A 24,887-nucleotide genomic window follows, 5' to 3' on the forward strand; every position below is an offset into this window, starting at 1 on the left:
ACCCAGAGGTGGCGCGATGGTCATGAGATACCTGCTGTTGTGTCTGGCGCTCGTGACCGGCAGCCCGCAGGTCATGGCCGCAGCGCTTCCCGAACAGATCCGTCTGGTCAGCGAAGCGTGGATCGACTACACCAATGCCGACGGCACCGGCCTGGCCTGGGACGTGCTGCGCAAGGTGTACGAACCGGCCGGGGTCAAGGTCGACATCCAGAGCGCGCCCTACAGCCGTGCCATCGGGCTGGTCAAACGCGGCCAGGCCGACGCCTGGGTCGGTGCGTACAAAGGCGAGAAGGACTACGCATACCCGCGCTGGCATTTCGACATGGACCATATCTATGTCCTGGGCCTGGCCAGCCGTCCGGCACCCACGTTGCAGACCATCGGCCAGTACCGCCTGGCCTGGGTGCGCAGCTACGAGTTCAAGCAGTACCTGCCCAACGTCGAGCAGTTCCGCGAGATCCAGCGGCGCGAGGGCATCCTGCCCATGCTCGAGCATGACCGGGTGGACTTCTACATCGATTCGCTCACCGAGGTCGACTACGTGATGGCGCAGGCCGCGGACAAGCGATTGTTCCGGCGCAGCCACCTGACCGAGCTGCCGCTGTACCTGGCGTTCGGCGAGGGGCCTGAGAGCCAGGCGCTGCGCGACCTGTTCGATCAGCGCATGGAAACACTGGTGCGCAGTGGCGAGCTTCGACCGATCTTCGAGCGCTGGGAGCAGCCCTATCCGTTCACACGGCAGAGCCGTCCGCAGTGAGCCGCGTTCACACCGGACGCCGGATGTGTCGCCCGGATGTACCACCGATCGAAGGGTTCGATGCATCACCTCAGGATCCTGCTCGCGCACACCGCGCGCCCTGCTGATACAATCGCCCTCACGTGAAATTCCAAGTTACCAATCAGGAGCACAACGTGCCCGTCGTTTTCGTCGCCGCCTCCAAACTCCCCACGCCTTTCGCGACCTTCACCATGCATGGCTTCCTCGATGAGGCCACGGGCCGCGAACACGTGGTGCTCAGCTTGGGTGATGTAGCCGATGGCAAGCCGGTGTTGGGTCGGCTGCATTCCGAATGCCTGACCGGCGATGCCTTGTTCAGCCAGCGCTGTGACTGCGGTTCGCAGCTCGAGGCGGCCTTGCAGGCCATCGCCCGCGAAGGCCGCGGTGTGCTGCTGTACCTGCGTCAGGAAGGCCGGGGCATCGGCCTGCTCAACAAGATTCGGGCCTATGAGCTGCAGGACGGAGGCGCCGACACCGTCGAAGCCAACGAGCGCCTGGGGTTCGCGGCCGATCAGCGGGACTACGCCATGTGCCTGCCCATGCTCGAGCACCTGGGCGTGACGTCGCTGCGGCTGATGACCAACAACCCGCGCAAGGTCAAGGCCCTGGGCGGCATGGGGATCGTGGTGGCCGAGCGGGTGCCGCTGCACACCGGCCACAACCCGCACAACAGCCACTACCTGGCGACCAAGGCGGGCAAGCTGGGGCACATGATGGGGAATGAACACCAGGGCGAAGTGCCTCAGGCGTAAAACGCGACCGGGGCTGCCCGGCAGCCCCGTAGCAGGGCGCCTGCCGGGCAGGCGCCTGTGTCAGAGGCCGAGCAGCGTCATCCGGGCGCGAACGGCCGCTTCGATGCCCGGCGCATCCAGGCCGCACTCGGCCAGCATCTGTGAAGGCTTGGCATGCTCGACGTAGAGGTCCGGCAGACCCAGGTGCAGCAGGGGTTTGACCAGCGCCTCGCGGGCCAGGAACTCACCCACCGCCGCGCCCGCACCGCCCATGATGGCGTTTTCCTCGACCGTCACCAGCAGCGCATGGCTGCCGGCCAGTTCACGGATCAGGGCTTCGTCCAACGGCTTGACGAAGCGCATGTCGACCACGGTGGCATCCAGCGTCTCGGCCACTTTCAGGGCCTCGGCCAGTTGCACGCCGAACACCAGCAGCGCGACGTCCTTGCCGTGGCGACGAACGACGCCCTTGCCGATCTCCAGCGGGTCCAGGTCGCCGCCGATCAAGGCGTTCGGGCCATTGCCGCGGGGGTAGCGCACCGCCGCCGGGCCTTCGTAGACGTAGCCGGTGCTGAGCATCTTGCGCAGCTCGCCCTCGTCGCTCGGCGCCATGATCAGCATGCCGGGGATGCAGCGCAGGAAGGACAGGTCGAAGCTGCCGGCATGGGTCGGGCCGTCTTCGCCCACCAGGCCAGCGCGGTCGATGGCGAACAGCACGTCGAGGTTCTGCACGGCCACGTCGTGGATCAGCTGGTCATAGCCACGCTGCAGGAAGGTGGAGTAGATGGCCACCACCGGCTTGGCGCCCTCGCAGGCCATGCCGGCCGCCAGGGTCACGGCATGCTGCTCGGCGATCGCCACGTCGAAGTAACGCTCCGGGTAGCGCTCGCTGAACGCCACCAGGTCGGAGCCTTCCTTCATGGCCGGGGTGATGCCGACCAGGCGTGTGTCGGCGGCGGCCATGTCGCACAGCCACTGGCCGAACACGGCCGAATACTTCGGCCCGGTCGCCTTGCGCGGCGCGACGGGCGGCGCGTTGGCCGGTTCCAGCTTGGTGATGGCGTGGTAGCCGATCGGGTCGACCTCGGCCGGCGCGAAGCCCTTGCCCTTCTTGGTGACCACGTGCAGGAACTGCGGCCCCTTGAGGTCACGCATGTTGCGCAGGGTGGCGATCAGGGTCGGCAGGTCATGGCCGTCGATCGGGCCGATGTAGTTCCAGCCCAGCTCCTCGAACAGCGTGCCCGGCACCAGCATGCCCTTGGCGTACTCCTCGGTGCGTCGGGCGATTTCCCAGGCACCCGGCAGGCGCGAAAGCACCTTCTTGCTGCCCTCGCGCATGCTGGTGTAGGTGCGGCTGGAGAGGATCTTGGCCAGGTAGTTGGACAGACCGCCGACGTTGCGCGAGATCGACATGTCGTTGTCGTTGAGGATCACCAGCATGTCAGCGTCCACTTCCTGGGCGTGGTTGAGCGCCTCGAACGCCATGCCGGCGGTCAGCGCGCCGTCACCGATCACGGCGATCGACTTGCGCGGATCGTTCTGCAGTCGGGCGGCGATGGCCATGCCCAGGGCGGCGCTGATCGAGGTGCTCGAATGCCCGACGCCGAAGGTGTCGTACTCGCTCTCGACCCGACGCGGGAAGGCGGCGACGCCGTCCTTCTGCCGCAGGGTGTGCATGCGCTGGCGCCGTCCGGTGAGGATCTTGTGCGGGTAGGCCTGGTGACCGACGTCCCACACCAGCCGGTCGTCCGGCGTGTCGAAGACGTAGTGCAGGGCGATGGTCAGCTCGATCACGCCCAGGCCGGCGCCGAAATGCCCACCGGTTTCACCGACGCAATAGAGCAACTCCTGGCGCAATTCATCGGCCAGGGTCTCCAGGTCGGCTTCGGCCAGCCGGCGCAGACCGACGGGCGTGTCGGCACGGTCCAGCAGGGGCGTGACCGGGCGTTCGCGGGGAATCTCTTGAAACGTCGTGGGCATCAGGCGAATCGTTATAGGTGTGAAGTGGCGGCAGTTTAACCCATTGAGGGACAACTGCCCATTTTGCCAGCGACTCCAACGACCGGCCGGTAATGGGGGCCGGAACGCGGGAATGATGGGCTCAGTGACGGCGCTCGACGATGTAGCAGGCCAACGCCCGCAGCGGCTCGGCAGACTCGCCGAAACCTTCCAGTGCGACCAGGGCCTGGTCGCGCAGTTCCACGGCGTAGGCCTTGGCCGCCGGCAAGCCCAGCAGCGCCGGGTAGGTCGGTTTGTCGCGAGCCAGGTCGGCGCCCTGGTGCTTGCCCAGGGTCGCCGTGTCGCTCTCGATGTCGAGGATATCGTCCTGCACCTGGAAGGCCAGGCCGATCGCCTGGGCATAGGTCTGCAACGCCGCCAACTGGCTCGCGCTGGCCCGACCGCTGGCCAGGGCGCCTAGGCGAACGCTGGCTTCGATCAACGCGCCGGTCTTGTGGCGGTGCATGTATTCCAGGGCCTGCTGGTCGAGCTTCAGGCCCACCGAGCCCAGGTCGATGGCCTGGCCGCCGACCATGCCCGCCGAACCAGCGGCCTCGGCCAGGGCACGGACCATGGCCAGGCTGGTGTCGGCGTCCTGGGTATTCAGGCGCGGGTCGAGCAGGGCACTGAAGGCCAGGCTCTGCAAGCCGTCGCCGGCCAGGATCGCGCAGGCTTCGTCAAAAGCCTTGTGCGTGGTCGGCTGGCCACGGCGCAGGTCGTCGTCGTCCATGGCCGGCAAGTCATCGTGCACCAGCGAGTAGGCGTGGATCAGCTCCACCGCGCAGGCCGCACCGTTGGCGCGCTGCCCGTCGGCGCCCAGCGCTTCGCAGGCGGCATAGGCCAGCAGCGGACGGACCCGCTTGCCGCCGTTCATGACGCTGTAGCGCATGGCGGCGTACAACCGCTCGAGTTCGGGCGAGGGGGCCTGGAACAGCGGCTCCAGGGCCGCATCGACCTGGGCCTGGCACTTGGCCTGGTAGGCGGCGATCATGCCGTCGGTTCCGCGTCGAACGGCTCGGCCGCCAGCGCGCCGTCGCGCTCGAGCAGGATCTGCACCTTCTGCTCGGCCTGCGACAGCGCGCCCTGGCATTCACGGGTCAGGCTGATGCCCTGTTCGAAGGCGACCAGCGAATCCTCGAGCGACAACTCGCCGTTTTCCAGGCGTTCTACCAGCGCTTGCAACGCGGCGAGGGATTGCTCGAAATCGATGGACGCTTTTTTACGGGCCATGGCGGCTGTCTCGTGGCTGTGGTGAACGCCGCGACACTAGCAGAGCGGGGCGGGGTGAGCAAACGCCCCAGGCACTCCTCACGCCACGGCTTCGGCCTGTTGCGCGCGCAGGGCCAGGCGATAGCGCGCCAGCTCCTCGATGGTCAGCACCGGCAGGTCGTGCTGGCGCGCGTACGCCGCCACCTGTTCGCCACGGGCCATGGTGCCATCGGGGTTCATCAGTTCGCAGAGCACCGCGGCCGGACGCAGGCCGGCCAGGCGCGCCAGGTCGACCGAGCCTTCGGTGTGGCCGCGACGGGTCAGCACACCGCCCGTACGTGCACGCAGCGGGAACACGTGACCCGGGCTGACGATGTGCCGCTCGCTGGCGCTGGACGCCAGCGCGGCCTGGATGGTGGTGATGCGGTCCTGGGCCGAGACCCCGGTGGTGATGCCTTCGGCCGCTTCGATGGTCACGGTGAAGCCGGTGCCATGACGGGCCTGGTTGTGCTGCACCATCGGCGCCAGCGCCAGCGCATCGACGGTGGCTTCGTCCAGGCACAGGCAGACGATGCCGCTGCAGTCGCGGATCATCATGGCCATGGTCTGCAGCGAGATGTTCTCGGCCGCCGCGATGATGTCGGCCTCGTCCTCGCGATCGTCGTCGTCGAGCAACAGCACAGGCTTGCCGGCACGGAAGGCGGCAAGGGCGGCGGTGACATTGGGATAGTGCGTGGGGTGTGAAGTGGACATGAAACGCTCCTCGTTGAGATGAACGTCTCGGGGCAAGCAAAAAACGCGCGTGCAAAGGCCCAGGGGACCTTCGCCTGACGCCTTCTTTCATCCGGACTATGACCGTCGGCCCTGGAATCTCACCAGGTCTGCTGACCCTTGGCATGGCCAAGGCGCTCGCGGGCTCGTCTGTCGACTTACCGCCGGTGGGGAATTGCACCCCGCCCTGAAGACCGGGCAAGCATACCCCAGGCAGGTACCCCGATGGCAAGGCGGGGGTGTACGACCTTGGGAGGGCATCGGAGCGCGAGAGGGCTTGTCGCCGGGCCTGCGCCCTGCAGGATCAGCCCTCAGCCTTCTGTGGGAGACTCTATGGTTTCTGCCAAGTGCTGATGTGGGCCCTGGCGGGCCCAATCGCGGCCGGTCCGGCGCCCCGGCGGGGGCCGCTCCTACACCCGTAGTCCCACCGCGGGGTTGCAGGTTAGGTCGAAATTCAGAGCATTGGGCGAAATCGACAGCGGCTACACGCGTAGCCGCATCACGATGTTGCAGGCTATCGCGGTCACCTGTAGGAGCGGCCCCTGTGCCGCGATCGGCCCCGCAGGGGCCGCTGCATCAACCTGCACGATGCCACCTCCATGCAGCGACCGATCCGCGACGATCGATCACCCACGCCTTCAATGCGACAGCTGCTCCACCACATACCCCAGCGACGCCGGCAACATCGGGCCATGCCCCAACCCTTCGAACACCTTCGACCGCACCGTCACCCCCGGCGCCTCGGCCAAGGCCGCGTCCAGTCGCCGTGCGCCGGCGTCGGCATCGGCCTTCGATACCTGTCCCGGTGGCACCCCTTCGGCACTGCCCTTCATCAGCAGCAGGCGAGGGTGCTGCCCGGCCAGGCGCTGCTCCAGCCCGGCCGCATCGGCCACCACCGCGCCCTGGCGCCACCACAGCGAGGGGCTGGCCGCCGCGTAGTCGGTGAAGGCCCCAGGCCGGGTGAACAACGCATGCAGAACGGCCAGCCCGCCATAGGAATGCCCCCACAGCGTCTGGTGCCGTGGATCGAGCGGCACCACCTGGCCTACCGCGGGACGCATGCGCTGCTCGAGCAGGTCGAGAAACGCATCGACGCCGCCACTGGGCAGGCCGGTGAGCGGGTCCTGCTGCTGCGCCAGCCCCTTCACCGGCGGCGTGTAGTCCAACGTGCGGCCCGCGCGGTCGATGCGGGCCTCGGTGCGGTAACCGACGGCCACCAGCACGGGCGCCTGCCCGGCCGCCAGGCCGTCCAGTTGCTCAGGTGACAGCGCCCCGATCGCGGCATTGCCATCGAGCATCCACAGGGCCGGATAACCCGCCGCCGGTGCCGGGCGCTTCGGAATGCCGACCCACAGCTGGTAATGCCGTTGGCCGTCGACGGCGTCCACAGCCAGGGTTTTGAAGCGGTAAGCCAGATCGTCACGCTGCAGCACAGGTGCCTCCATCGTCTGTCCAGGGGTCGGTTGCGCCAGGGCCGGCGGCAGAACGGCGGCCAGGGCCACCGACAGCGCCAGGGAAAACAGGGAAGCTCTCATCGAATACGCTCATGGGGGTGAAGAAACGCGAACGCCCGCGCGGCCTTCGTTGCCGTGCGACGGGCACGCTCGCGTAAAACGCCGTGGATTGCAAATGCCAAACGTGCGGGCGCCGCCGCCTGGCATGGCCGTCGTTACGAAAACTTTACGCCCAGGCAGGTCCTTGCCAATCGATCCTTTACGCCCCTCGCCCGAATACTGCAGACCTGTCCCTCGCCCTGTCAGGAGCACCCCATGGGCCCCATCGAGCTCTTTTCCCTGCTGGCCGCCACGGCCCTGTTCCTCTACCTCGTGATCGCGCTGCTGCGCGCCGACCGGACGTGATGCCATGCACAGTCATGACCTCGCCCTGATCGGGCTGTTCCTGCTGCTGGTGATTCTGCCGGCGCCCTGGCTGGGCCGCTTCTACTACCGCGTCATGGAGGGTCAGCGCACCTGGCTGCACCCGGCATTGGCACCGATCGAGCGCGGCTGCTACCGCCTGGCCGGTGTCCAGCCGCAGCAGGAGCAGGGCTGGCAGCGCTATGCCCTCGCGCTGCTGGCATTCAACCTGGCCGGGTTCGTGGCGCTGTTCGGCCTGCTCATGCTGCAAGGCCTACTGCCGCTCAATCCTCAAGGCCTGCCGGGCTTGGACGCGGCGCTGGCGTTCAACACGGCGGTCAGCTTCGTCACCAACACCAACTGGCAGGCCTACAGCGGCGAGGCGTCGCTGAGCTACCTGAGCCAGGCGCTCGGGCTGGGCGTGCAGAACTTCGTCAGCGCCGCCACCGGGCTGTGCGTGCTGGTGGCCCTGTGCCGGGGCCTGGCCCGTCGTTCGGCGAGCACCGTCGGCAATGCCTGGGCGGACCTGACCCGCGCCACCCTGTACGGGCTGCTGCCGCTGAGCCTGCTGCTGGCCGTGCTGCTGCTGTGGCAAGGCGTGCCGCAGAACCTGGCGCCCTACGTCGAGGCCCACACCCTGCAAGGCACGCTCCAGCAGCTGCCGATGGGGCCGGCCGCGAGCCAGGTGGCGATCAAGCAGCTGGGCACCAATGGCGGAGGGTTCTTCGGAACCAACTCGGCCCACCCCTTCGAGAACCCGACGGCCTGGAGCAACCTGTTCGAGCTGGTGGCGATCCTGTTGATCCCGGCGGCCCTGGTGTTCACCTTCGGCCATTACGTCAAGGACCTGCGCCAGAGTCGGGCGATCTTCGCCACCATGCTGGTGCTGCTGTGCCTGGGCGGCGGGGTGGCGCTGTGGGCGGAGACGCAGCCGCTGACCGGGCTCGACCCGCACCTGATCCAGTCCGCCGCCCCGCTGGAGGGCAAGGAGGCCCGCTTCGGCAGCCTGGCCACCAGCCTATGGGCGGTGGTCACCACGGCCGCGTCCAACGGGTCGGTCAACGGCATGCACGACAGCCTGAACCCGCTGACCGGCCTGGTGGCAATGGTCAACATGATGCTCGGCGAGGTGGTCTTCGGCGGCGTCGGTGCCGGGCTCTACGGGATGTTGCTGTTCGTGCTGATCACCGTGTTCCTGGCAGGCCTGATGATCGGACGCACGCCCGAGTACCTGGGCAAGAAGCTCGGCGCCCACGAGGTCAAGCTGCTGGTGGCGACCTTGCTGGTGATGCCGGTGGGCGTGCTGGTGCTCGGCGCCATCGCCGCCAGCCTGCCCGGCATCGAGGCGGCCCTGAGCAACCCGGGGCCCCACGGCTTCAGCGAATTGCTCTATGCCTACACCTCGGCCACGGCCAACAACGGCTCGGCCTTCGCCGGCTTCAACGCCAACAGCACGCCGCACAACCTGCTGCTGGGGCTGGCGATGCTCATCGGCCGCTTCGGCTACATCCTGCCGGTGCTGGCCCTGGCAGGCAGCCTGGCGGCGAAGAACGCCACGCCGGTCGGCCAGGACACCTTCCCCACCCACGGGCTGCTGTTCGTGGTGTTGCTGACCGTCACCTTGCTGGTGGTCGGCGGTTTGACCTTCCTGCCGACCCTGGCCCTGGGGCCGGTGGCCGATCACTTGAGCGTCGTGCGTTGAGGACTGCCATGAACCTGCCCGTAGAACCTGCCCGTGAAAGCACCCCTGTCGTGCCCGTGGCCCAGACGCACCTGTCGGCGTTGTGGCGCCCGGCGTTGTGGCAGGCCGTCGTCAAGCTCGACCCCCGGCAGTTGCGCCGTTCGCCAGTGATGCTGGTGGTCGCGGTGACAGCGCTGTTCGCCACGTTGCTGTGCCTGCTGCCCAACGACGCCGTACCGGTGTCGGTCGGCGTGCAGATCGCGCTGTGGCTGTGGTTCACCGTGCTGTTCGCCAACTTTGCCGAGGCCCTGGCCGAAGGGCGCGGCAAGGCGCGTGCCGACAGCCTGCGGGCAGGCAGCGTCGATGTGCAGGCCCGTCGCCGCACGGCCCAGGGGACCTTCGAGTCGGTCTCGGCGACCACCCTGCGTCGAGGCGACGTGGTGCGGGTCGACGCCGGTGAGCTGATCCCTGGCGATGGCGAAGTGCTCGAAGGCATCGCTGCCGTCGACGAAGCCGCCATCACCGGGGAATCGGCGCCAGTGATTCGCGAGTCCGGGGGCGATCGCTGCGCGGTCACCGGCAACACCCGGCTGGTCTCCGACTGGCTGTTGGTGCGCATCACCGCCAACCCGGGCGAGTCCACCCTCGACCGCATGATCGCCCTGGTCGAAGGCGCCCGCCGGCAGAAAACCCCCAACGAAACCGCCCTGGACATCCTGCTGATCGGGCTGACGCTGATCTTCCTGCTGGTGGTGGTGACCTTGCAGCCGTTCGCCGCCTTCGCCGGGGGCGCCTTGCCGCTGCTGTTCCTGGTGGCGTTGCTGGTCACCTTGATCCCGACCACCATCGGCGGCCTGCTTTCGGCCATCGGCATCGCCGGCATGGACCGTCTGGTGCGCCTCAACGTGATCGCCAAGTCCGGGCGCGCCGTGGAGGCGGCCGGTGACGTGCACGTGCTGCTGCTCGACAAGACCGGCACCATCACCTTCGGCAACCGTCGCTGCACCGGGTTGTACGCCGCGCCGTCGGTCAGCAAGGCCGAGCTGGCCGATGTCGCCCTGCTGGCCTCGCTGGGCGACAGCACCGCCGAAGGCAAGTCGGTGGTGACCTACGTGGAGCAACTGGGCGTGGTGCGTCATCCGCAGCCGCCACAGGCCACGCCGGTGCCGTTCAGCGCCGAGACTCGCCTGTCCGGGCTGGACCTGGGCGAGCGTCGCTACCGCAAAGGCGCGGTGGACGCGCTGCTGGCGTACCTGGGCAGCACCCGCGCAGCCTTGCCGGACAGCCTGGCGCGCGAGATCGAGCGGATCGCCCAGGCCGGCGGCACGCCCTTGCTGTTGGCGTGCGACGACCGCCTGATCGGCGCCATCGAACTGACCGACGTGGTCAAGCCAGGCATCCGTGAACGGTTCGATGCCCTGCGCCAACTGGGCATCCGCACGGTGATGGTGACCGGCGACAACCCGCTGACCGCCGCCGCCATCGCCGCCCAGGCCGGAGTCGACGACGTGATCGCCGAAGCCACGCCGCAGAAGAAGCTCGAACGCATCCGCCAGGAGCAAGGCCAGGGGCGTCTGGTCGCCATGTGCGGCGACGGCGCCAACGATGCCCCGGCGCTGGCCCAGGCCGATGTCGGCATGGCGATGAACGAAGGCACCCAGGCCGCGCGCGAGGCCGCCAACATGGTCGACCTGGACAGCGACCCGACCAAGCTGCTCGACGTGGTGCGCATCGGCAAGGAACTGCTCATGACCCGGGGTGCACTGACCACCTTTTCGGTGGCCAACGACGTGGCCAAGTACTTCGCCATCCTGCCGGCCCTGTTCGCCAGCCTCTACCCGCAACTGGACGTGCTCAACGTCATGCACCTGCACAGCCCGCAGAGCGCGATCCTGTCGGCCATCGTCTTCAACGCGCTGATCATCGTCGCCCTGATCCCCCTGGCGCTGCGCGGCGTGCGGGTCCGGGCCGCCAGCGCCAACAGCCTGCTGCGACGCAACCTGCTGATCTACGGCGTGGGCGGGCTGCTGGTGCCGTTCGTCGGCATCAAGCTGATCGACCTCGCGTTGACTGCCCTTCACCTGGTTTGAGGAACGCCCCCATGAACACTGTGCTTCGTCCCGCCATCAGCCTCCTGGCTGCGCTGGCCCTGCTGACCGGGGTCGCCTACCCGCTGCTGGTCGGCGCCATCGGGCGCCTCGCCTTCACCGAGCAGGCCCAGGGCAGCCTGGTGCGTAACCCCCAGGGCCAGGTGATCGGTTCGACGCCGATCGCCCAGGCGTTCACCGGCGATGCCTGGTTCCAGCCCCGACCTTCGGCAGGCGCCTTCGCCACCGTCGCCAGCGCCGCCAGCAACCTGGCCACCCATAACCCGGCGCTGGCCCAGCGCCTGCGTGACGATGCCGAACGCCTGAGCGGGCAGGGCGAAGGGCCGGTGCCGCTGGCCTTGCTGACCACCTCCGGCAGTGGTCTGGACCCGGACCTTCCGCCGGACGCGGCGTTGTGGCAGGTTAAGCGCATCGCCGCTGCCCGCCACCTGGACGCCGCCGTGCTGGAAGCCCTGGTGCGCCAGCAGGTGCGCACGCCGTGGGTCGGCCCGCCGGTGGTCAACGTGCTGGCCTTGAACCTGATGCTGCAGCAACGCTGGCCCCTGATGCCCTGATGAGGTACTGCTCGATGAAGGATGCGGCTCGCGCCGACGCGCTGCTGGCGGCCCTGTCCGATGGCCGGGGCCGCCTGAAGGTGTACCTGGGCGCCAGCGCCGGTGTCGGCAAGACCTGCGCCCTGCTGCGCACCGCCCATGACCTGCAACGCCAGGGCGTTCGGGTACGGGTCGGCTGGGTCGAGACCCATGGTCGCGCCGAGACCGAAGCCTTGCTGGTGGGGCTGCCTATGCAGCCACGCGTGCGACGGCCTTATCGCGACCGGACCCTCGAAGCGCTGGACCTCGACGCCCTGCTGGCGGCCCGACCCCAGGTGGCGCTGGTGGACGAACTGGCGCACAGCAATGCACCGGGCAGCCGGCATGCCAAGCGCTGGCAGGATGTCCGCGAATTGCTGGCTGCCGGCATCGACGTGCACACCACCCTCAACGTCCAGCACCTGGAAAGCCTCAACGACCAGGTTCACGGCATCACCGGCGTGCGTGTCCAGGAGACCGTGCCGGACTGGGTGGTGCTGGAGGCGCACGAGCTGGTGCTGATCGACCTGCCACCCCGTGAGCTGCTGGAGCGCCTGCGGGCCGGCAAGGTGTACATGCCCGAGCAGGCCCGCGCGGCCATCGAGGCGTTCTTCGTGCCGACCCACCTGGCCGCATTGCGCGAACTGGCGATGCAGGTCGCCGCGGCCCACGTCGAAGGCGATGTCGCCCAAGGCTATCGCCAGCAGGGGCTGCCGTTGCCGCAAGGGCGGGGGCGGCTGCTGGTGGCGGTCCAGGGCGATGCGCAGGCCGAGCGCCTGGTTCGTCACGCCAGCCGGGTCGCCGAGCGTCGCCACCTGCCCTGGGCGCTGGTGCACGTCGATACCGGTCGTGGCCTGGACGACGCGCATCGGCAACGGCTGATGGCGGCGCAGCGCCTGGCCGAGCGGCTGGGCGGCGAGGTGGTCCGGCTGCGCGCCCACGACGTGGCCGATGCCTTGCTCCAGCATGCCGCCCAACGCCGGGCCACGGTGCTGTTGCTGGCCGCCGCACGGCGTCGCCTCTGGGGGCTGGGCCTGCCAGGTCGCTTGCTGGGCCGGGCCAAGGGGCTGGAAGTCGCCGTGCTCGACCGCGAGGCCGCAGACGCGTCCCGGACACGGCGCTGGCGTCCGGCCACCCGACGCCGGTATCTGGCCCTGGCGGTGCTGGTCTCGGCCCTGGCGGCCGCGCTGTCCTGGGGGCTCTCCACCTGGCTGGCGCTGCCCAACATCTCCCTGGTGTTCCTGGCCGGTGTCCTGGTGGTCGCGGTGATCGGCGGCCTCGGGCCGGCGCTGCTGAGCGCGGGGCTGTCGTTCCTGCTCTACGATTTCCTGTTCATCACGCCGTTGTATTCGTTCTCGGTGGACCTGCAGGAAGACGTGCTGACCTTGCTGTTCTTCCTGTTCATGGCGACCGTGACCGGCAACCTGGCCACTGCTCAGCGCCGGCAGTTGCTGGCGCTGCGCGACACCCAGGCGCACACCGACGAACTGCTCGACCTGTCCGGTCACCTGGCCGCCGCCAGTGACCGTGAGGCGGTTCTGGCGGCAGCGCGCCGGCACTTCGAGGGCTGGACCGACGTGCACGTCACCGTCCATGGACAGGACCCCCATGGGGCGCTCGACCTGCCCTCGAGCCGTGCCGAGGTCGACCGCGCCACCGCGCAATGGGCCTGGAAGCACGGGCAGGCGGCCGGCCAGGGCACCGGCACGCTGCCCGCCAGCCAGGCCTGGTGGTGGCCCTTGTGCGTCGAGGGCGGCAGCGTCGGCCTGCTCGGCCTGTGGCCGAAGGCAGGTCAGCCGATACCCGAGGCACGACGACGCCTGGCCATGGCGCTGGGCCAGCCTTTGGGCCAGGCGCTGGCCCGCGCGGCCCTGGCCGAAGAGCTGGAGGCCGCCCGCTTGCTGGGCGAAACCGAAACCTTGCGCAGCGCCTTGCTGGCCTCGGTCTCCCATGACCTGCGCACCCCGCTGACCGCCATGCGTGGCAGCCTGGAGAGCCTGCAACTGTTCGGCGAGACCCTGGATCAGGCCGATCGCGACGCCCTGCTCGAAGGCACGCGCCTGGAGTGCGAGCGGCTCGACCGCTACATCCAGAACCTGCTGGACATGACCCGCCTGGGCCACGGCGCGCTCAGTCTGGCCCGCGACTGGGTCGCGCCGGCCGACATCGTGGCCTGCGCGGTGCAGCGCCTGCAGGCGGTCCTGGCGCCCGTGCGCCTGCGGCTCGAGCTGCCCGAGGGGTTGCCGCTGCTCTATGCGCACCCGGCGCTGATCGAGCAGGCCCTGGTCAACGTCCTGGAGAACGCCGCACGCTTCTCCCCACCCCAGGGGCAGGTGGTGGTGTCGGTCACCGTCGAAGGCGACCGGCTCGGGCTCTCGGTCAGCGACCAGGGCCCCGGCATTCCGCCCGAGGAACGGGCCAAGGTCTTCGACCTGTTCTACACCGCCAGCCGTGGCGATCGCGGCGGGCAGGGCACCGGGCTGGGCCTGGCCATCTGCCAGGGCATGGTGGGCGCCCACGGTGGGCAGGTCAGCGTCGAGGCCGGACCGGACGGGCAGGGCACCTGCATCACGCTACACTTGCCGCTTCACCCTCAGCCGGCCGAAGAGACCCCCGCATGACCCTGGCACCCACCGTTCTGGTGATCGACGACGAACCGCAGATTCGCAAGTTCCTACGCATCAGCCTGAGCAGCCAAGGCTACACGGTACTGGAGGCCGAGACGGCCACACAGGGCCTGGGCCTGAGCGCCACCCGCCAGCCCGACCTGATCGTGCTCGACCTCGGCCTGCCGGACCGCGACGGCCAGGACGTGCTGGTCGAACTGCGCGAATGGAGCGCCACCCCGGTCCTGGTGCTCTCCGCCCGCGCCAGCGAAGCGCAGAAGGTCCAGGCCCTGGACGCCGGGGCCAACGACTACATGGTCAAGCCGTTCGGCATCCAGGAGTTCCTGGCCCGCGTGCGTGGGCTGCTGCGCCAGGCCGGTGGCCGCGAACACACCCAGGCCGTGGTCACGGTGGGCGACCTGCGCCTGGACTTCAGCGCCCGCGAAGTCACCCTCGACGGACGCCGCCTGGCGCTGACGCCCCGGGAGTATGCGGTGTTGTGCCAGCTGGCCCGACATCCGGGACGGGTGATCACCCAGCGCCAGCTGCTGGCCGACATCTGGGGCGCGACACACCAGGACGACACGCACTACCTGCGCGTGGTGGTCGGCCACCTGCGGCAGAAGCTCGGCGATGCGTCGGCGGCGCCGCGCTACCTGCATACCGAGGCGGGGGTGGGGTATCGGTTGGGCGATGGCGAGACGTGTGGCTGAACGGCGGGCACTAAAAAGCCGGCTTGTGGCCGGCTTTCGGCGATGGTCTGGACCTACTTTTGGTAAGCCATGACCACCTGCAAAGGGTGATCGGCCATAAAGGCCTCAGGGGACGAGCCGCGAGGTTCGCGGTGGTCCGAGCCCTGTCTGCGCGAAGGCCGACAGTGACAGAAAGTAGGCGGCAGGATACCTGGCATCGCCGCGCTTGCCCAGTGGCAATTACCCCGTCTGGTACAGCCGCGTGCTGCACAGGTGCGAATACCAGAACACCCGACCGATCACCTCGATCCCGTGGACCCGTCGCTGGGCCAGGCTGTAGTACTCGCTCGGGTACTCGTCATCGTCATGGTTGTGCAGGCACAGGACGTTGTCCCGGTCCAGGGCGACCTGGTGTACCCGCAGCGTGCCCAGGTGCAACAGGGCATAGAGGTCACCGTCGACGATCTGGGTCTGGCCGCGGTCGACCGCCAGGGTAGCGCCCACTGCCAGGCGCGGCTGCATGTTGCTGCCGGGCACGGTAAGGCAGATCGCCTGGGCCAGGTCGACGCCCTGTGCGTCGAGCAATGGCCGGGGCAAGGCCAGGAAGCGGTCGGGGGTGGACTGCAGCTTGCCTTCGCAGACCGTCTGGTGAGGCAGGCGAACGATCTCGGCCTCCTGCGCGACCAGCTCGGGCGACAGCGGGACTGCTTGCTGAGGATGAGCGATGCACGGCGGGTGCTGGGCCGAGTGCGGGTGCTTGCGCCCTTGGCCCGACAGCAGCCAGCGGCGATTGACCGACAGCAACTGGGCGAATTCGTCGAGACGCGCCAGGGGAACGCCGCGCTTGAACCAGTTGTGGACGTGCTGGGGCGTGACGTCGCGATGGGCCGCGAAGTCGGCGGGGGTCAGGTTGCATTCTTGCAGGAGGGCCTTGAGGCGGTCGCCGGATGTCTTCATGGCGCCGAGTCTAGCGAGCAGGCGAGGGTGGGGGAATAAACGCGGTGTTTACGCCAGCCGGCAGGCTGTAGGAAACGTCTGGACGACCTGAAGGGTGGACCGGTAGGAACCGGGGCCAGAGGGCCCCGATCGTCGCAGGCGTGGCCAGGACGTGCCTGGCCGTCGCATCAGCCCTTGTAGGCCGCTGCCGACTTGGTGATCGCTTCGCGGGCGGCGTCAGCGCCGGCCCAGCCTTCGATCTTGACCCACTTGCCCTTCTCCAGATCCTTGTAGTTGGCGAAGAAGTGCTCGATCTGCTGGATCAGCAGCGGTGGCAGGTCGGTGTATTCCTTCACGTCGACGTACAGCTGCGACAGCTTGTCGTGCGGCACGGCGATGACCTTGGCGTCGCCGCCGCCGTCGTCGGTCATGTTCAGCACGCCGACCGGACGGGCGCGGATCACCGAGCCTGGCGCGACCGGGTACGGGGTGACGACCAGCACGTCCAGCGGATCACCGTCGTCGGCCAGGGTGTTGGGGATGAAGCCGTAGTTGGCCGGGTAGAACATCGGGGTGGCCATGAAACGGTCGACGAACAGGGTGTCGCTGTCCTTGTCGATCTCGTATTTGATCGGCGCGTGGTTGGCCGGGATCTCGATGGCAACGTAGATATCGTTCGGCAGGTCTTTGCCTGCCGGAATCTTGCTGTAGCTCATTGGGCTGTGCCCCCATGTTTGACCAGAAAAATTGGCCGCGATTATAGGCACATTCCCCCGGCCCATGCCACGCCCGCCGGGCCTTCGTGGGGCTCAGGCCGGGTCCGGGCGATAGTGAGGGTGCTCAGCCTGCAGCCGGCTCAGGCGGGCGCGCGGGTCCTGTCGATAGAACCGCTGCAGCTGCTGGTACACCTGGGGATAGGCCTCGTGCAGCAGGTCCGGTGCGCTGAAGAAGTACTCGCTGGTCACGGCGAAGAACTCGGCCGGGTTCTCGGCGGCATAGGGGTCGATGGCGGTCTGCGCCTCGGGGTTGGCGTCCAACTGACGGTTCAGGTCGTCGTAGGCGCCTTGCATGGCCTGGGCCCAGTCTTGCACCGACTGGTCGCGGTGCAGCGGTGGCAGGCCGTTGGCGTCGCCGTTGAGCATGTCGAGCTTGTGCGCCAGTTCGTGGATGACCAGGTTGTAGCCATCCCAGCCACCGCTGGCCAACACCCCCTGCCAGGCCAGGATCACCGGCCCCTGCTGCCAGGCCTCGCCACTGTGCTCGCCGTCCCAGGCATGCTCCACGCCACTGGCGTCGCGGTGTCGCTGCGGGCTGCGGAAGTCGTCGGGGTAGAGGATCAGTTCGTGAAAGCCCTGATACCAGTTCAGGTCGCCCAGGTGCAGCAGTGGCAACTGGGCCTGGGCCGCCAGAAACAGGCGCTGGTCGGCGTCCAGTTCGAGCCCGGACAGGCTGGTCAGGTGCTTGTCGTGCAGGAACAGCACACTGGCCTCGCGCAGCCAGCGGTCTTCCTCGTCGCTCAACCCGTCGAGCAGCGGCAGACGTTCACGCACGGCCTGCCACTGCTGGGCATCGAGCGGGTAGCGGGCCAGGGTGCGCCGGCGCTGCCAGGCGCGTAAGGACCACATGGGCGTCTCAGTGTGCCTTGGCCGTGCGTGCGCCGCGCCCGCGCACCAAGCCGATGATCATCGGTACCAGCGATACCAGGATGACCACCACGACCATCAGCGATAGGTGCTGCTTGATGAACGGCACGTTGCCGAAGAAGTAGCCGAGCGTCACCAGGCTGCCGACCCACAGCACCGACCCGGCGACACTGAAACCGAGGAAGCGCGGGTAGTTCATGTGCGCGATGCCGGCCACGAAGGGGGCGAAGGTGCGCAGGATCGGCAGGAACCGCGCCAGGGTGACGGTCTTGCCGCCATGGCGAGCGTAGAAATTGTGGGTCTGGGCCAGGTAGTCGCGGCGGAAGATCTTCGAGTTCGGGTTACGGAACAGCCGCTCGCCGGCGGTGCGGCCGATCACGTAGTTGGTGCTGTCGCCGAGAATCGCCGCTGCCATCAGCAGGCCGCCGAGCAGGACCGGGTCCATGCCACCACCCGCTGCCACCGCACCGGCGATGAACAGCAGCGAGTCACCCGGCAGGAAGGGCATCACCACCAGGCCGGTTTCACAGAAGATCACCGCGAACAGGATGGCGTAGATCCAGGGGCCGTAGTTGTTGACCAGCAGGTCGAGGTAGGCATCGAGATGCAGGATGAGATCCAGCGGGTTGAAATCCATGTACAGCACCTGTTCTGGAGCCACGTCGGAGCGACTCGCGATGACGGAAAGGGCCTCGGTGTAGGCAGGTATACCCAGGGGTGGGTAATTTTTCACACAAGATTAACGGCATTATACGGTCAGATGACGTTTATGCCTGGAGAGATTGTAGCGAGGGATTACCGGGCGGGGCGGCGGGGTCAGCGAGCTTCAGGCGAAAGCGAGGTGCGCTGATTCTACGGGTCCTGCGGACCCGATCGTGGGCAAGCCCGCCCCCACAGAACATAAAATATCTTTTTGATTTTAAAAGGAATAATTCAGGATTTTGTGGGCCCTGCGGGCCCAATCGCGGCCGGTCCGGCGCCCCGGCTGGGGCCGCTCCCACAGGTGACCGCGATAGCCTGCAACCCCGCGGTGGGGCTACGGGTGTAGGAGCGGCCCCTGTGCCGCGATGGGCCGCAAAGCGGCCCTAAAATCGACTAGCAATGAGGCTTCGGATCCTGCCAGCTATCGCCATGTTCTCTGCGCGACAGCGCGGCGCCAAGGCGGCGGGCGGACTACCACCCAGATCTCGACACCCTGTTGGTGTAGGCATGGCTGCGCGAGCAGCTTGTAGGAGCAACTGTCTTTTTCTACTCGGTAGATGCCCGACCGCATGGGCTGATGTGTGGGCTTACCTGCGACGCAGGTGATGCCTGACAGGGCCCTATCGCGGGCAAGCCCGCCCCACCCAGATCTCTACAACCTGTTGGTGTAAGCATGGCTGCGCGAGCAGCTTGTAGGAGCAACTGTTTTTTTGTACTCGGTACATGCCCGACCGCATGGGCTGATGTGTGGGCTTACTCGCGACGCAGGCGGTGCCTGACAGGGCCTTATCGCTGGCAAGCCAGCTCCCACTCAGATCTCTGCAGCCTGTTGGTGTAGGCATGGCTGCGCGAGCAGATTGTGGGAGCGGGCTTGCCCGCGATGGCGTCCGGTCCGTCGCCGCCTGCATCGCAGGTGAGGCTGTCCTCACAAACGAGTGCGACGGTCTTCCAGACCAGCCACGCGGTCCAGGCTGCGGGGCCGCTGCTGATGCAATCGGGTGTGCGGGCACCCTGAACGCGCCCGCCCTCACGCCCGTTCATTCGAGCAGAAAATTCCCGGCCGGCCGGGTCGCGTCCCCCTCGACCTGCTGCAGCTGCGCCTCATCCTTCAGCTTGACCCCCGACAGCTGGCGCACGCAGGCTTCGCGCATCAGGTACAGCAGCCGGTGCGCGGCCAGCCCGTAGCTCAGCCCTTCCAGGCGCACATTGGAAATGCAGTTGCGGTAGGCATCGGTCAGCCCTGCCCGTGGGCCATAGGTGAAGTAGATCCCCAGGCTGTCCGGCGAACTGAGCCCCGGGCGCTCGCCGATCAGCATCACGGTCATGCGTGCCCGCAGGCGTTCGCCGATCTCGTCGGCCACGGCCACGCGGCCTTGTTCCACCAGCGCCACGGGTGCCATCGACCAGCCTTCGCTCGCCGCCTGCTCCTCGAAGCGCGCCAGCAAGGGCAGGGCGTGACGATGCACCGCCAGGGCCGACAGACCGTCGGCGATCACCACCGCCAGGTCGACGGCGTCCGGGTGCGAGCGGGCGTGTTCCTCCAGCGTGGCCACCGACGCTTCGTCCAGACGCCTGCCCAGGTCCGGGCGTTGCAGGTACTGGTCGCGGTCGTGGGCGGCGCTGTGCAGCGACAGACTGGGCCGCCCCTGTTGTGCCAGGGCATCGCGCAGCGTGGCGTGGTCGAACGGCAGGTGCACCGCATCGCGCGCCTGGGCGTGGGCGAACTGGAAGTCCAGTTGCGCCTGGGTCGGCAGGCTGGTGCCGACCCGGCCCAGGGCGATGCGCGCCGAGGTCAGGTTGCGCAGCGATGACCAAGGGTTCGCAGGCGTGTTGTCCATGTCCAGCTCCTATCCCAGTTGCGCCAGGGCCTGGCGGAAGGCCGGCGGCAGGTGCTCGCCGAAGCGTACCCGGCCATCGGCCTGGGTGAAGATCCCGGTACGTGCCAGCCACGCCTCGAACTCCGGCCCTGGCCGCAGGCCGAGGGTCTGGCGCGCGTAGAGCGCATCATGGAACGAGGTGGTCTGGTAGTTGAGCATGATGTCGTCCGACCCCGGAATGCCCATGATGAAGTTGATGCCGGCCACCCCCAGCAGGGTCAGCAGGGTGTCCATGTCGTCCTGGTCGGCCTCGGCATGGTTGGTGTAGCAGATGTCGCAGCCCATCGGCACGCCCAGCAGCTTGCCGCAGAAGTGGTCCTCCAGGCCGGCGCGGATGATCTGCTTGCCGTTGTAGAGGTATTCCGGGCCGATGAAGCCGACCACCGTGTTGACCAGGAACGGCTTGAAGTGCCGGGCCACGGCATAGGCGCGCGCCTCGCAGGTCTGCTGGTCGACCCCGTGGTGGGCGTTGGCCGACAACGCACTACCCTGGCCGGTCTCGAAGTACATCAGGTTCTGCCCCAGGGTGCCGCGCTTGAGGCTCAGGCCGGCTTCGTAGCCTTCCTGCAGCAGGCTCAGGCTGATGCCGAACCCGGCGTTGGCGGCCTCGGTGCCGGCGATCGACTGGAACACCAGGTCCAGCGGCACGCCCCGGTTGATCGCTTCGATCGAGGTGGTGACGTGGGTCAGCACGCAGGACTGGGTCGGGATCTCATAGCGCTGGATGATCGCGTCGAGCATCTCCAGCAGCGCGCAGATCGACGCCGTGCTGTCGGTGGCCGGGTTGATGCCGATCATCGCATCGCCGTTCCCGTACAACAGGCCGTCGAGGATGCTCGCGGCGATCCCGGCCGGGTCGTCGGTGGGGTGGTTGGGTTGCAGCCGGGTCGACAACCGCCCGCGCAGGCCCATGGTGCCGCGAAACCGGGTGACCACGCGGATCTTCTGTGCGACCAGCACCAGGTCCTGCACGCGCATGATCTTCGAGACCGCCGCAGCCATCTCCGGCGTCAGCCCTGGGGCCAGGGCGCGCAGGCTGTGCTCGTCGGCCTGCTCGCCGAGCAGCCAGTCGCGCAATCCGCCCACGGTGAGGTGGCTGACCGGCGCGAAGGCCTGGGCGTCATGGGTGTCGACGATCAGACGGGTGACTTCGTCTTCCTCGTACGGGATCAGTGCCTCGTTCAGGAAGTGCTTGAGCGGGATGTCGGCCAAGGCCATCTGCGCCGCCACGCGCTCACCGTCGTTGCGGGCGGCGATTTCTGCCAGAAAGTCGCCCGAACGGGCCGGGCTGGCCTTGGCCATGACGTCCTTCAGGCTGTCGAAACGGTAGGACTGGTTGCCAACCGTGTGTACGAAAGATGCCATCTACAACCTCCAAAGCGGCGCCACCCAGGCGCCGCGTGGCTTCGAACGCCCCCGTCGAGGAGGCGCACGCGTCGATCAATGCAAGGTCTGCTCGGCCTGCTGGATCGCCGCCAGTTCTTCTTCGGGCGTGCCGGCCACCAGGTGGTGGCGGCTGTAGAACGCGAAGTAGGCGATCAGCACCGCGTAGATCACCGCCGCGCCGATCACCACGCGCGGATCGACCAGGAAGCCGGCCACCACCGCGATGCACGCCAGCACCAGTGCCACACCAGAGGTCACGATCCCACCCGGGGTGCGATAAGGACGCTCCATTTTGGGGCGTCGAATACGCAGGGTGATGTGCGCCGCCATCATCAGCACGTAGGACAGGGTCGCGCCGAACACCGCCACCAGGATCAGCAGATCGCCCTGGCCGGTGAGCGACAGCGCGAAACCGATCAGCCCCGGGATCACCAGTGCCAGCACCGGCGCCTTGCTCTTGTTGGTTTCCGACAACTTGCGCGGTAGGTAACCGGCCCGCGAGAGGGCGAAGATCTGCCGCGAGTAGGCGTAGATGATCGAGAAGAAGCTGGCGATCAGGCCGGCCAGGCCGACCAGGTTGACGAAGCTGCCCATCCAGGTCGAACCGCCGTAGGCCTTGGCCAGCGCCTCGACCAAGGGGTTGCCCGAAGCCTTGAGCGCTTCGGCACCCGCACCGCCCGGGCCGATCACCAGAATCAACAGGGCGAAGCTGAGCAGCACCAGCATCGCGCCGATCAGGCCGCGGGGCAGGTCGCGTCGTGGATTCTTGGTCTCTTCGGCGGCCAGGGGCACGCCTTCGACCGCCAGGAAGAACCAGATCGCATAGGGGATCGCCGCCCACACGCCCACGTAGCCGAAGGGCAGGAAGTCGCTGGCGCCGGCGGCCTGGGTCGGGGCGATGTCGAACAGGTTGGCGGCGTCGAAGTGCGGCACCAGGGCCAGCAGGAACACCGCCAGCGCGATGGCGGCCACCGCCGTGATGGCGAACATCAGTTTCAAGGCCTCACCGACCCCGAAGATGTGGATGCCGATGAACACCACGTAGAAGGCCAGGTAGATCATCCAGCCGCCGATGCCGAACAGCGACTGGCAGTAAGCGCCGATGAACACGGCGATCGCCGCGGGCGCGATGGCGTACTCGATGAGGATTGCCGTCCCGGTCAGGAACCCGCCCCAGGGGCCGAAGGCACTGCGGGCGAAGCCATAGCCACCGCCGGCGGTGGGGATCATCGACGACAGTTCGGCCAGGGAGAAGCACATGCACAGGTACATGGTGGCCATCAGCAGCGTGGCCAGGAACATCCCGCCCCAGCCGCCCTGGGCCAGGCCGAAGTTCCACCCGGCGTAGTCGCCGGAAATCACATAGGCCACGCCCAGGCCCACCAGCAGGACCCAGCCTGCCGCGCCCTGTTTCAGTTGTCGTTGCTGGAAATACGCGGAGTCGACGTTCTCGAAGTCGACCGACGCGCCCGCCGGCGCGTTTGCAGCCTGTTCGCTTGGCATAGGTTCACCTTTCTTCTTGTTGGCCGGCATGGTGCCGGCCCCGTGGTGATAGGGTGTGCAGGAAGCGGGCCAGGCGAGGCGGGAGAGCTGCAAGCTAGAAGCTACAAGCTACAAGCCGTGCACCCCATGCCGCCTCACCACCGTCCCGCTTTTACTTGCCGCTTGCAGCTAGCCACTTGCAGCTTAAAAGAACCCCAACGGATTGATGTCGTAGCTGACCAGCAGGTTCTTGGTCTGCTGGTAGTGGTCGAGCATCATCTTGTGGGTTTCGCGCCCCACGCCGGACTTCTTGTAACCGCCGAACGCCGCATGCGCTGGGTACAGGTGGTAGCAGTTGGTCCAGACCCGACCGGCCTTGATGCCACGGCCCATGCGGTAGGCGCGGTTGATGTCGCGGGTCCAGACGCCGGCGCCCAGGCCGAACTCGGTGTCGTTGGCGATCGCCAGGGCTTCGGCCTCGTCCTTGAACGTGGTCACGCTGACCACCGGGCCGAAGATCTCTTCCTGGAACACGCGCATCGCGTTGTTGCCCTTGAGCAGGGTCGGCTGGATGTAGTACCCGGTGGCCAGGCTGCCTTCGAGTTTCTCGACCTTGCCGCCGGTCAGCAGCTCGGCGCCTTCCTGCTGGGCGATCTCGAGGTAGGAGAGGATCTTGTCGAACTGCTGCTGCGAGGCCTGGGCGCCGACCATGGTGTCGGTGTCCAGCGGGTCGCCACGCTTGATCTTCTTGACCTTCTCCATCACCACCTGCATGAACTGCGGGTAGATCGACTCCTGCACCAGCGCGCGCGACGGGCAGGTGCACACCTCGCCCTGGTTGAAGAACGCCAGGACCAGCCCTTCGGCGGCCTTGTCGATGAAGGCCGGTTCGGCGTTCATGACGTCTTCGAAGTAGATGTTCGGCGACTTGCCGCCCAGCTCCACCGTGGAGGGGATGATGTTCTCGGCGGCGCACTTCATGATGTGCGAGCCCACTGGGGTGGAGCCGGTGAAGGCGATCTTGGCGATGCGCTTGCTGGTGGCCAGGGCTTCACCGGCTTCACGGCCGAAGCCCTGGACGATGTTGAGCACGCCCGGCGGCAGCAGGTCGCCGATCAGCTCGGCCAGCACGGTGATGCCCAGGGGCGTCTGCTCGGCCGGCTTGAGCACCACGCAGTTGCCGGCGGCCAGGGCCGGGGCCAGCTTCCAGGCGGCCATCAGGATCGGGAAGTTCCACGGGATGATCTGCCCGACCACGCCCAGGGGCTCATGGAAGTGGTAGGCCACGGTGCCTTCGTTGATCTCCGCGGCCGCGCCTTCCTGGGCACGCAGGCAGCCAGCGAAATAGCGGAAGTGATCGACTGCCAGGGGGATGTCGGCATTGAGGGTTTCGCGGATCGGCTTGCCGTTGTCCCAGGTTTCGGTGATGGCCAGCAGCTCCAGATTGGCCTCGATGCGGTCGGCGATCTTCAGCAGGGTGTTGGAGCGGTCCTGCACCGAGGTGCGGCCCCAGGCCTCGGCGGCGGCATGGGCGGCGTCCAGGGCCTTGTCGATGTCGTCGGCCGTGGAACGGGGGAATTCGGCGATCGGCTGGCCATTGACCGGCGACGTGGTGGTGAAGTACACGCCGTTCACCGGTGCGACGAACTCGCCGCCGATGTAGTTGCCGTAGCGGGCCTTGAAGCTGACCTGGGCGCCGTCGGTACCGGGATGTGCGTAACGCATGGTGTGTCTCCTGGCTCTTGTGTTGTGGTGGAGTCCCAAAGCGTAGAGCAAACCCCGGGCCAACGCCGTGGAAGGCGCTGGGGCAGGGGTTTCAAGGCATCGAGGCAAGGATCGGGTACCAGGGTGTGCCAGTC

20 protein-coding genes and 1 other annotated feature are annotated in these 24,887 nt (G+C 67.7%); of the genes, 7 read left to right on the forward strand and 13 right to left on the reverse strand.

Going from position 1 to position 24,887, the window contains the following annotated elements:
* The first annotated feature begins 16 nt into the window (after window positions 1-16).
* A complete protein-coding gene (locus APT63_02240) occupies window positions 17-757 on the forward strand; it encodes an ABC transporter substrate-binding protein (GenBank protein AMA44529.1) in 741 nt (246 codons plus the stop codon).
* Between the two features lie 155 nt (window positions 758-912).
* On the forward strand, window positions 913-1,530 hold the full coding sequence (locus APT63_02245) for a GTP cyclohydrolase (GenBank protein AMA44530.1): 618 nt from the start codon (window positions 913-915) through the stop codon (window positions 1,528-1,530).
* A 60-nt stretch (window positions 1,531-1,590) separates the two neighbouring features.
* Here APT63_02245 and APT63_02250 read toward each other — a convergent pair whose 3' ends face one another.
* The 5 genes from APT63_02250 to APT63_02270 form a co-directional block, all read right to left on the reverse strand.
* On the reverse strand, window positions 1,591-3,489 hold the full coding sequence (locus APT63_02250) for a 1-deoxy-D-xylulose-5-phosphate synthase (GenBank protein ID AMA44531.1): 1,899 nt from the start codon (window positions 3,487-3,489) through the stop codon (window positions 1,591-1,593).
* Between the two features lie 121 nt (window positions 3,490-3,610).
* Window positions 3,611-4,498: a geranyl transferase gene (locus tag APT63_02255; GenBank protein ID AMA44532.1), complete on the reverse strand. Its 888-nt coding sequence runs from the start codon at window positions 4,496-4,498 to the stop codon at window positions 3,611-3,613.
* Window positions 4,495-4,737 (reverse strand): exodeoxyribonuclease VII small subunit, encoded by a 243-nt coding sequence (locus APT63_02260; GenBank protein AMA44533.1) that lies wholly within the window; start codon window positions 4,735-4,737, stop codon window positions 4,495-4,497. The genes APT63_02255 and APT63_02260 overlap by 4 nt, the downstream gene beginning before the upstream one ends.
* Window positions 4,738-4,815: 78 nt before the next feature.
* Window positions 4,816-5,469, reverse strand: a complete 654-nt coding sequence (locus tag APT63_02265) for a 3,4-dihydroxy-2-butanone 4-phosphate synthase (GenBank protein ID AMA44534.1) — start codon at window positions 5,467-5,469, stop codon at window positions 4,816-4,818.
* A gap of 75 nt (window positions 5,470-5,544) precedes the next feature.
* Window positions 5,545-5,686 (reverse strand) — a binding site (FMN riboswitch).
* A gap of 439 nt (window positions 5,687-6,125) precedes the next feature.
* Entirely contained in the window at window positions 6,126-7,022 is an 897-nt protein-coding gene (locus tag APT63_02270; protein ID AMA44535.1) for an esterase, read from the reverse strand.
* Between the two features lie 328 nt (window positions 7,023-7,350).
* Here APT63_02270 and APT63_02275 point away from each other — a divergent pair, with 328 nt between their 5' ends.
* The 5 genes from APT63_02275 to APT63_02295 are packed head-to-tail and all read left to right on the forward strand — an operon-like array spanning window position 7,351 to window position 15,023.
* Window positions 7,351-9,045 carry an ATPase gene (locus APT63_02275; protein ID AMA44536.1) on the forward strand — a complete coding sequence of 565 codons (1,695 nt, stop codon included), beginning with the start codon at window positions 7,351-7,353 and terminating at the stop codon, window positions 9,043-9,045.
* 8 nt (window positions 9,046-9,053) lie between these two features.
* Window positions 9,054-11,114: a potassium-transporting ATPase subunit B gene (locus APT63_02280; GenBank protein ID AMA44537.1), complete on the forward strand. Its 2,061-nt coding sequence runs from the start codon at window positions 9,054-9,056 to the stop codon at window positions 11,112-11,114.
* 11 nt (window positions 11,115-11,125) lie between these two features.
* Complete coding sequence (locus tag APT63_02285; protein AMA44538.1) at window positions 11,126-11,686, forward strand: ATPase; 561 nt, start codon at window positions 11,126-11,128, stop codon at window positions 11,684-11,686.
* 14 nt (window positions 11,687-11,700) lie between these two features.
* Window positions 11,701-14,325, forward strand: coding sequence for a histidine kinase (locus tag APT63_02290; protein ID AMA44539.1), 2,625 nt, complete (start codon window positions 11,701-11,703; stop codon window positions 14,323-14,325).
* Window positions 14,322-15,023, forward strand: coding sequence for a two-component system response regulator (locus APT63_02295; protein ID AMA44540.1), 702 nt, complete (start codon window positions 14,322-14,324; stop codon window positions 15,021-15,023). The genes APT63_02290 and APT63_02295 overlap by 4 nt, the downstream gene beginning before the upstream one ends.
* 219 nt (window positions 15,024-15,242) lie before the next feature.
* On the opposite strand, the gene APT63_02300 is transcribed toward APT63_02295, so the two are convergent.
* The 8 genes from APT63_02300 to APT63_02335 all read right to left on the reverse strand — a co-directional run bounded on the left by APT63_02300 (window position 15,243) and on the right by APT63_02335 (window position 24,753).
* A complete protein-coding gene (locus tag APT63_02300; protein AMA44541.1) occupies window positions 15,243-15,959 on the reverse strand; it encodes a hypothetical protein in 717 nt (238 codons plus the stop codon).
* Window positions 15,960-16,126: 167 nt separating this feature from the next.
* A complete protein-coding gene (locus APT63_02305; GenBank protein ID AMA44542.1) occupies window positions 16,127-16,654 on the reverse strand; it encodes an inorganic pyrophosphatase in 528 nt (175 codons plus the stop codon).
* A 93-nt stretch (window positions 16,655-16,747) separates the two neighbouring features.
* Window positions 16,748-17,563 (reverse strand): zinc-dependent peptidase, encoded by an 816-nt coding sequence (locus APT63_02310; protein ID AMA44543.1) that lies wholly within the window; start codon window positions 17,561-17,563, stop codon window positions 16,748-16,750.
* Window positions 17,564-17,570: 7 nt separating this feature from the next.
* On the reverse strand, window positions 17,571-18,218 hold the full coding sequence (locus APT63_02315; GenBank protein AMA44544.1) for a hypothetical protein: 648 nt from the start codon (window positions 18,216-18,218) through the stop codon (window positions 17,571-17,573).
* 1,102 nt (window positions 18,219-19,320) lie between these two features.
* Window positions 19,321-20,121: an ethanolamine ammonia-lyase gene (locus APT63_02320; protein AMA44545.1), complete on the reverse strand. Its 801-nt coding sequence runs from the start codon at window positions 20,119-20,121 to the stop codon at window positions 19,321-19,323.
* A 9-nt stretch (window positions 20,122-20,130) separates the two neighbouring features.
* Window positions 20,131-21,525, reverse strand: a complete 1,395-nt coding sequence (locus APT63_02325; GenBank protein AMA44546.1) for an ethanolamine ammonia-lyase — start codon at window positions 21,523-21,525, stop codon at window positions 20,131-20,133.
* 75 nt (window positions 21,526-21,600) lie between these two features.
* The gene (locus tag APT63_02330) at window positions 21,601-23,049 is read right to left on the reverse strand and encodes an ethanolamine transporter (protein AMA44547.1); all 1,449 of its coding nucleotides are present in this window, start codon (window positions 23,047-23,049) and stop codon (window positions 21,601-21,603) included.
* 183 nt (window positions 23,050-23,232) lie between these two features.
* A complete protein-coding gene (locus tag APT63_02335; GenBank protein AMA44548.1) occupies window positions 23,233-24,753 on the reverse strand; it encodes an aldehyde dehydrogenase in 1,521 nt (506 codons plus the stop codon).
* Between the last annotated feature and the right edge of the window lie 134 nt (window positions 24,754-24,887).

Origin of the sequence: Pseudomonas monteilii (assembly GCA_001534745.1) — a bacterium.
Classification (GTDB): Bacteria; Pseudomonadota; Gammaproteobacteria; order Pseudomonadales; family Pseudomonadaceae; genus Aquipseudomonas; species Aquipseudomonas alabamensis.

What these genes read in the sequence shown, in the direction of transcription:
- APT63_02240 (AMA44529.1), top strand. Translation starts at nt 17, where the DNA reads ATGGTCATGAGATACCTGCTGTTGTGTCTGGCGCTCGTGACCGGCAGC.
- APT63_02250 (AMA44531.1), bottom strand. Translation starts at nt 3,489, where the DNA reads ATGCCCACGACGTTTCAAGAGATTCCCCGCGAACGCCCGGTCACGCCC.
- APT63_02255 (AMA44532.1), bottom strand. Translation starts at nt 4,498, where the DNA reads ATGATCGCCGCCTACCAGGCCAAGTGCCAGGCCCAGGTCGATGCGGCC.
- APT63_02260 (AMA44533.1), bottom strand. Translation starts at nt 4,737, where the DNA reads ATGGCCCGTAAAAAAGCGTCCATCGATTTCGAGCAATCCCTCGCCGCG.
- APT63_02265 (AMA44534.1), bottom strand. Translation starts at nt 5,469, where the DNA reads ATGTCCACTTCACACCCCACGCACTATCCCAATGTCACCGCCGCCCTT.
- APT63_02270 (AMA44535.1), bottom strand. Translation starts at nt 7,022, where the DNA reads ATGAGAGCTTCCCTGTTTTCCCTGGCGCTGTCGGTGGCCCTGGCCGCC.
- APT63_02275 (AMA44536.1), top strand. Translation starts at nt 7,351, where the DNA reads ATGCACAGTCATGACCTCGCCCTGATCGGGCTGTTCCTGCTGCTGGTG.
- APT63_02280 (AMA44537.1), top strand. Translation starts at nt 9,054, where the DNA reads ATGAACCTGCCCGTAGAACCTGCCCGTGAAAGCACCCCTGTCGTGCCC.
- APT63_02285 (AMA44538.1), top strand. Translation starts at nt 11,126, where the DNA reads ATGAACACTGTGCTTCGTCCCGCCATCAGCCTCCTGGCTGCGCTGGCC.
- APT63_02290 (AMA44539.1), top strand. Translation starts at nt 11,701, where the DNA reads ATGAAGGATGCGGCTCGCGCCGACGCGCTGCTGGCGGCCCTGTCCGAT.
- APT63_02295 (AMA44540.1), top strand. Translation starts at nt 14,322, where the DNA reads ATGACCCTGGCACCCACCGTTCTGGTGATCGACGACGAACCGCAGATT.
- APT63_02300 (AMA44541.1), bottom strand. Translation starts at nt 15,959, where the DNA reads ATGAAGACATCCGGCGACCGCCTCAAGGCCCTCCTGCAAGAATGCAAC.
- APT63_02305 (AMA44542.1), bottom strand. Translation starts at nt 16,654, where the DNA reads ATGAGCTACAGCAAGATTCCGGCAGGCAAAGACCTGCCGAACGATATC.
- APT63_02310 (AMA44543.1), bottom strand. Translation starts at nt 17,563, where the DNA reads ATGTGGTCCTTACGCGCCTGGCAGCGCCGGCGCACCCTGGCCCGCTAC.
- APT63_02315 (AMA44544.1), bottom strand. Translation starts at nt 18,218, where the DNA reads ATGGATTTCAACCCGCTGGATCTCATCCTGCATCTCGATGCCTACCTC.
- APT63_02320 (AMA44545.1), bottom strand. Translation starts at nt 20,121, where the DNA reads ATGGACAACACGCCTGCGAACCCTTGGTCATCGCTGCGCAACCTGACC.
- APT63_02325 (AMA44546.1), bottom strand. Translation starts at nt 21,525, where the DNA reads ATGGCATCTTTCGTACACACGGTTGGCAACCAGTCCTACCGTTTCGAC.
- APT63_02330 (AMA44547.1), bottom strand. Translation starts at nt 23,049, where the DNA reads ATGCCAAGCGAACAGGCTGCAAACGCGCCGGCGGGCGCGTCGGTCGAC.
- APT63_02335 (AMA44548.1), bottom strand. Translation starts at nt 24,753, where the DNA reads ATGCGTTACGCACATCCCGGTACCGACGGCGCCCAGGTCAGCTTCAAG.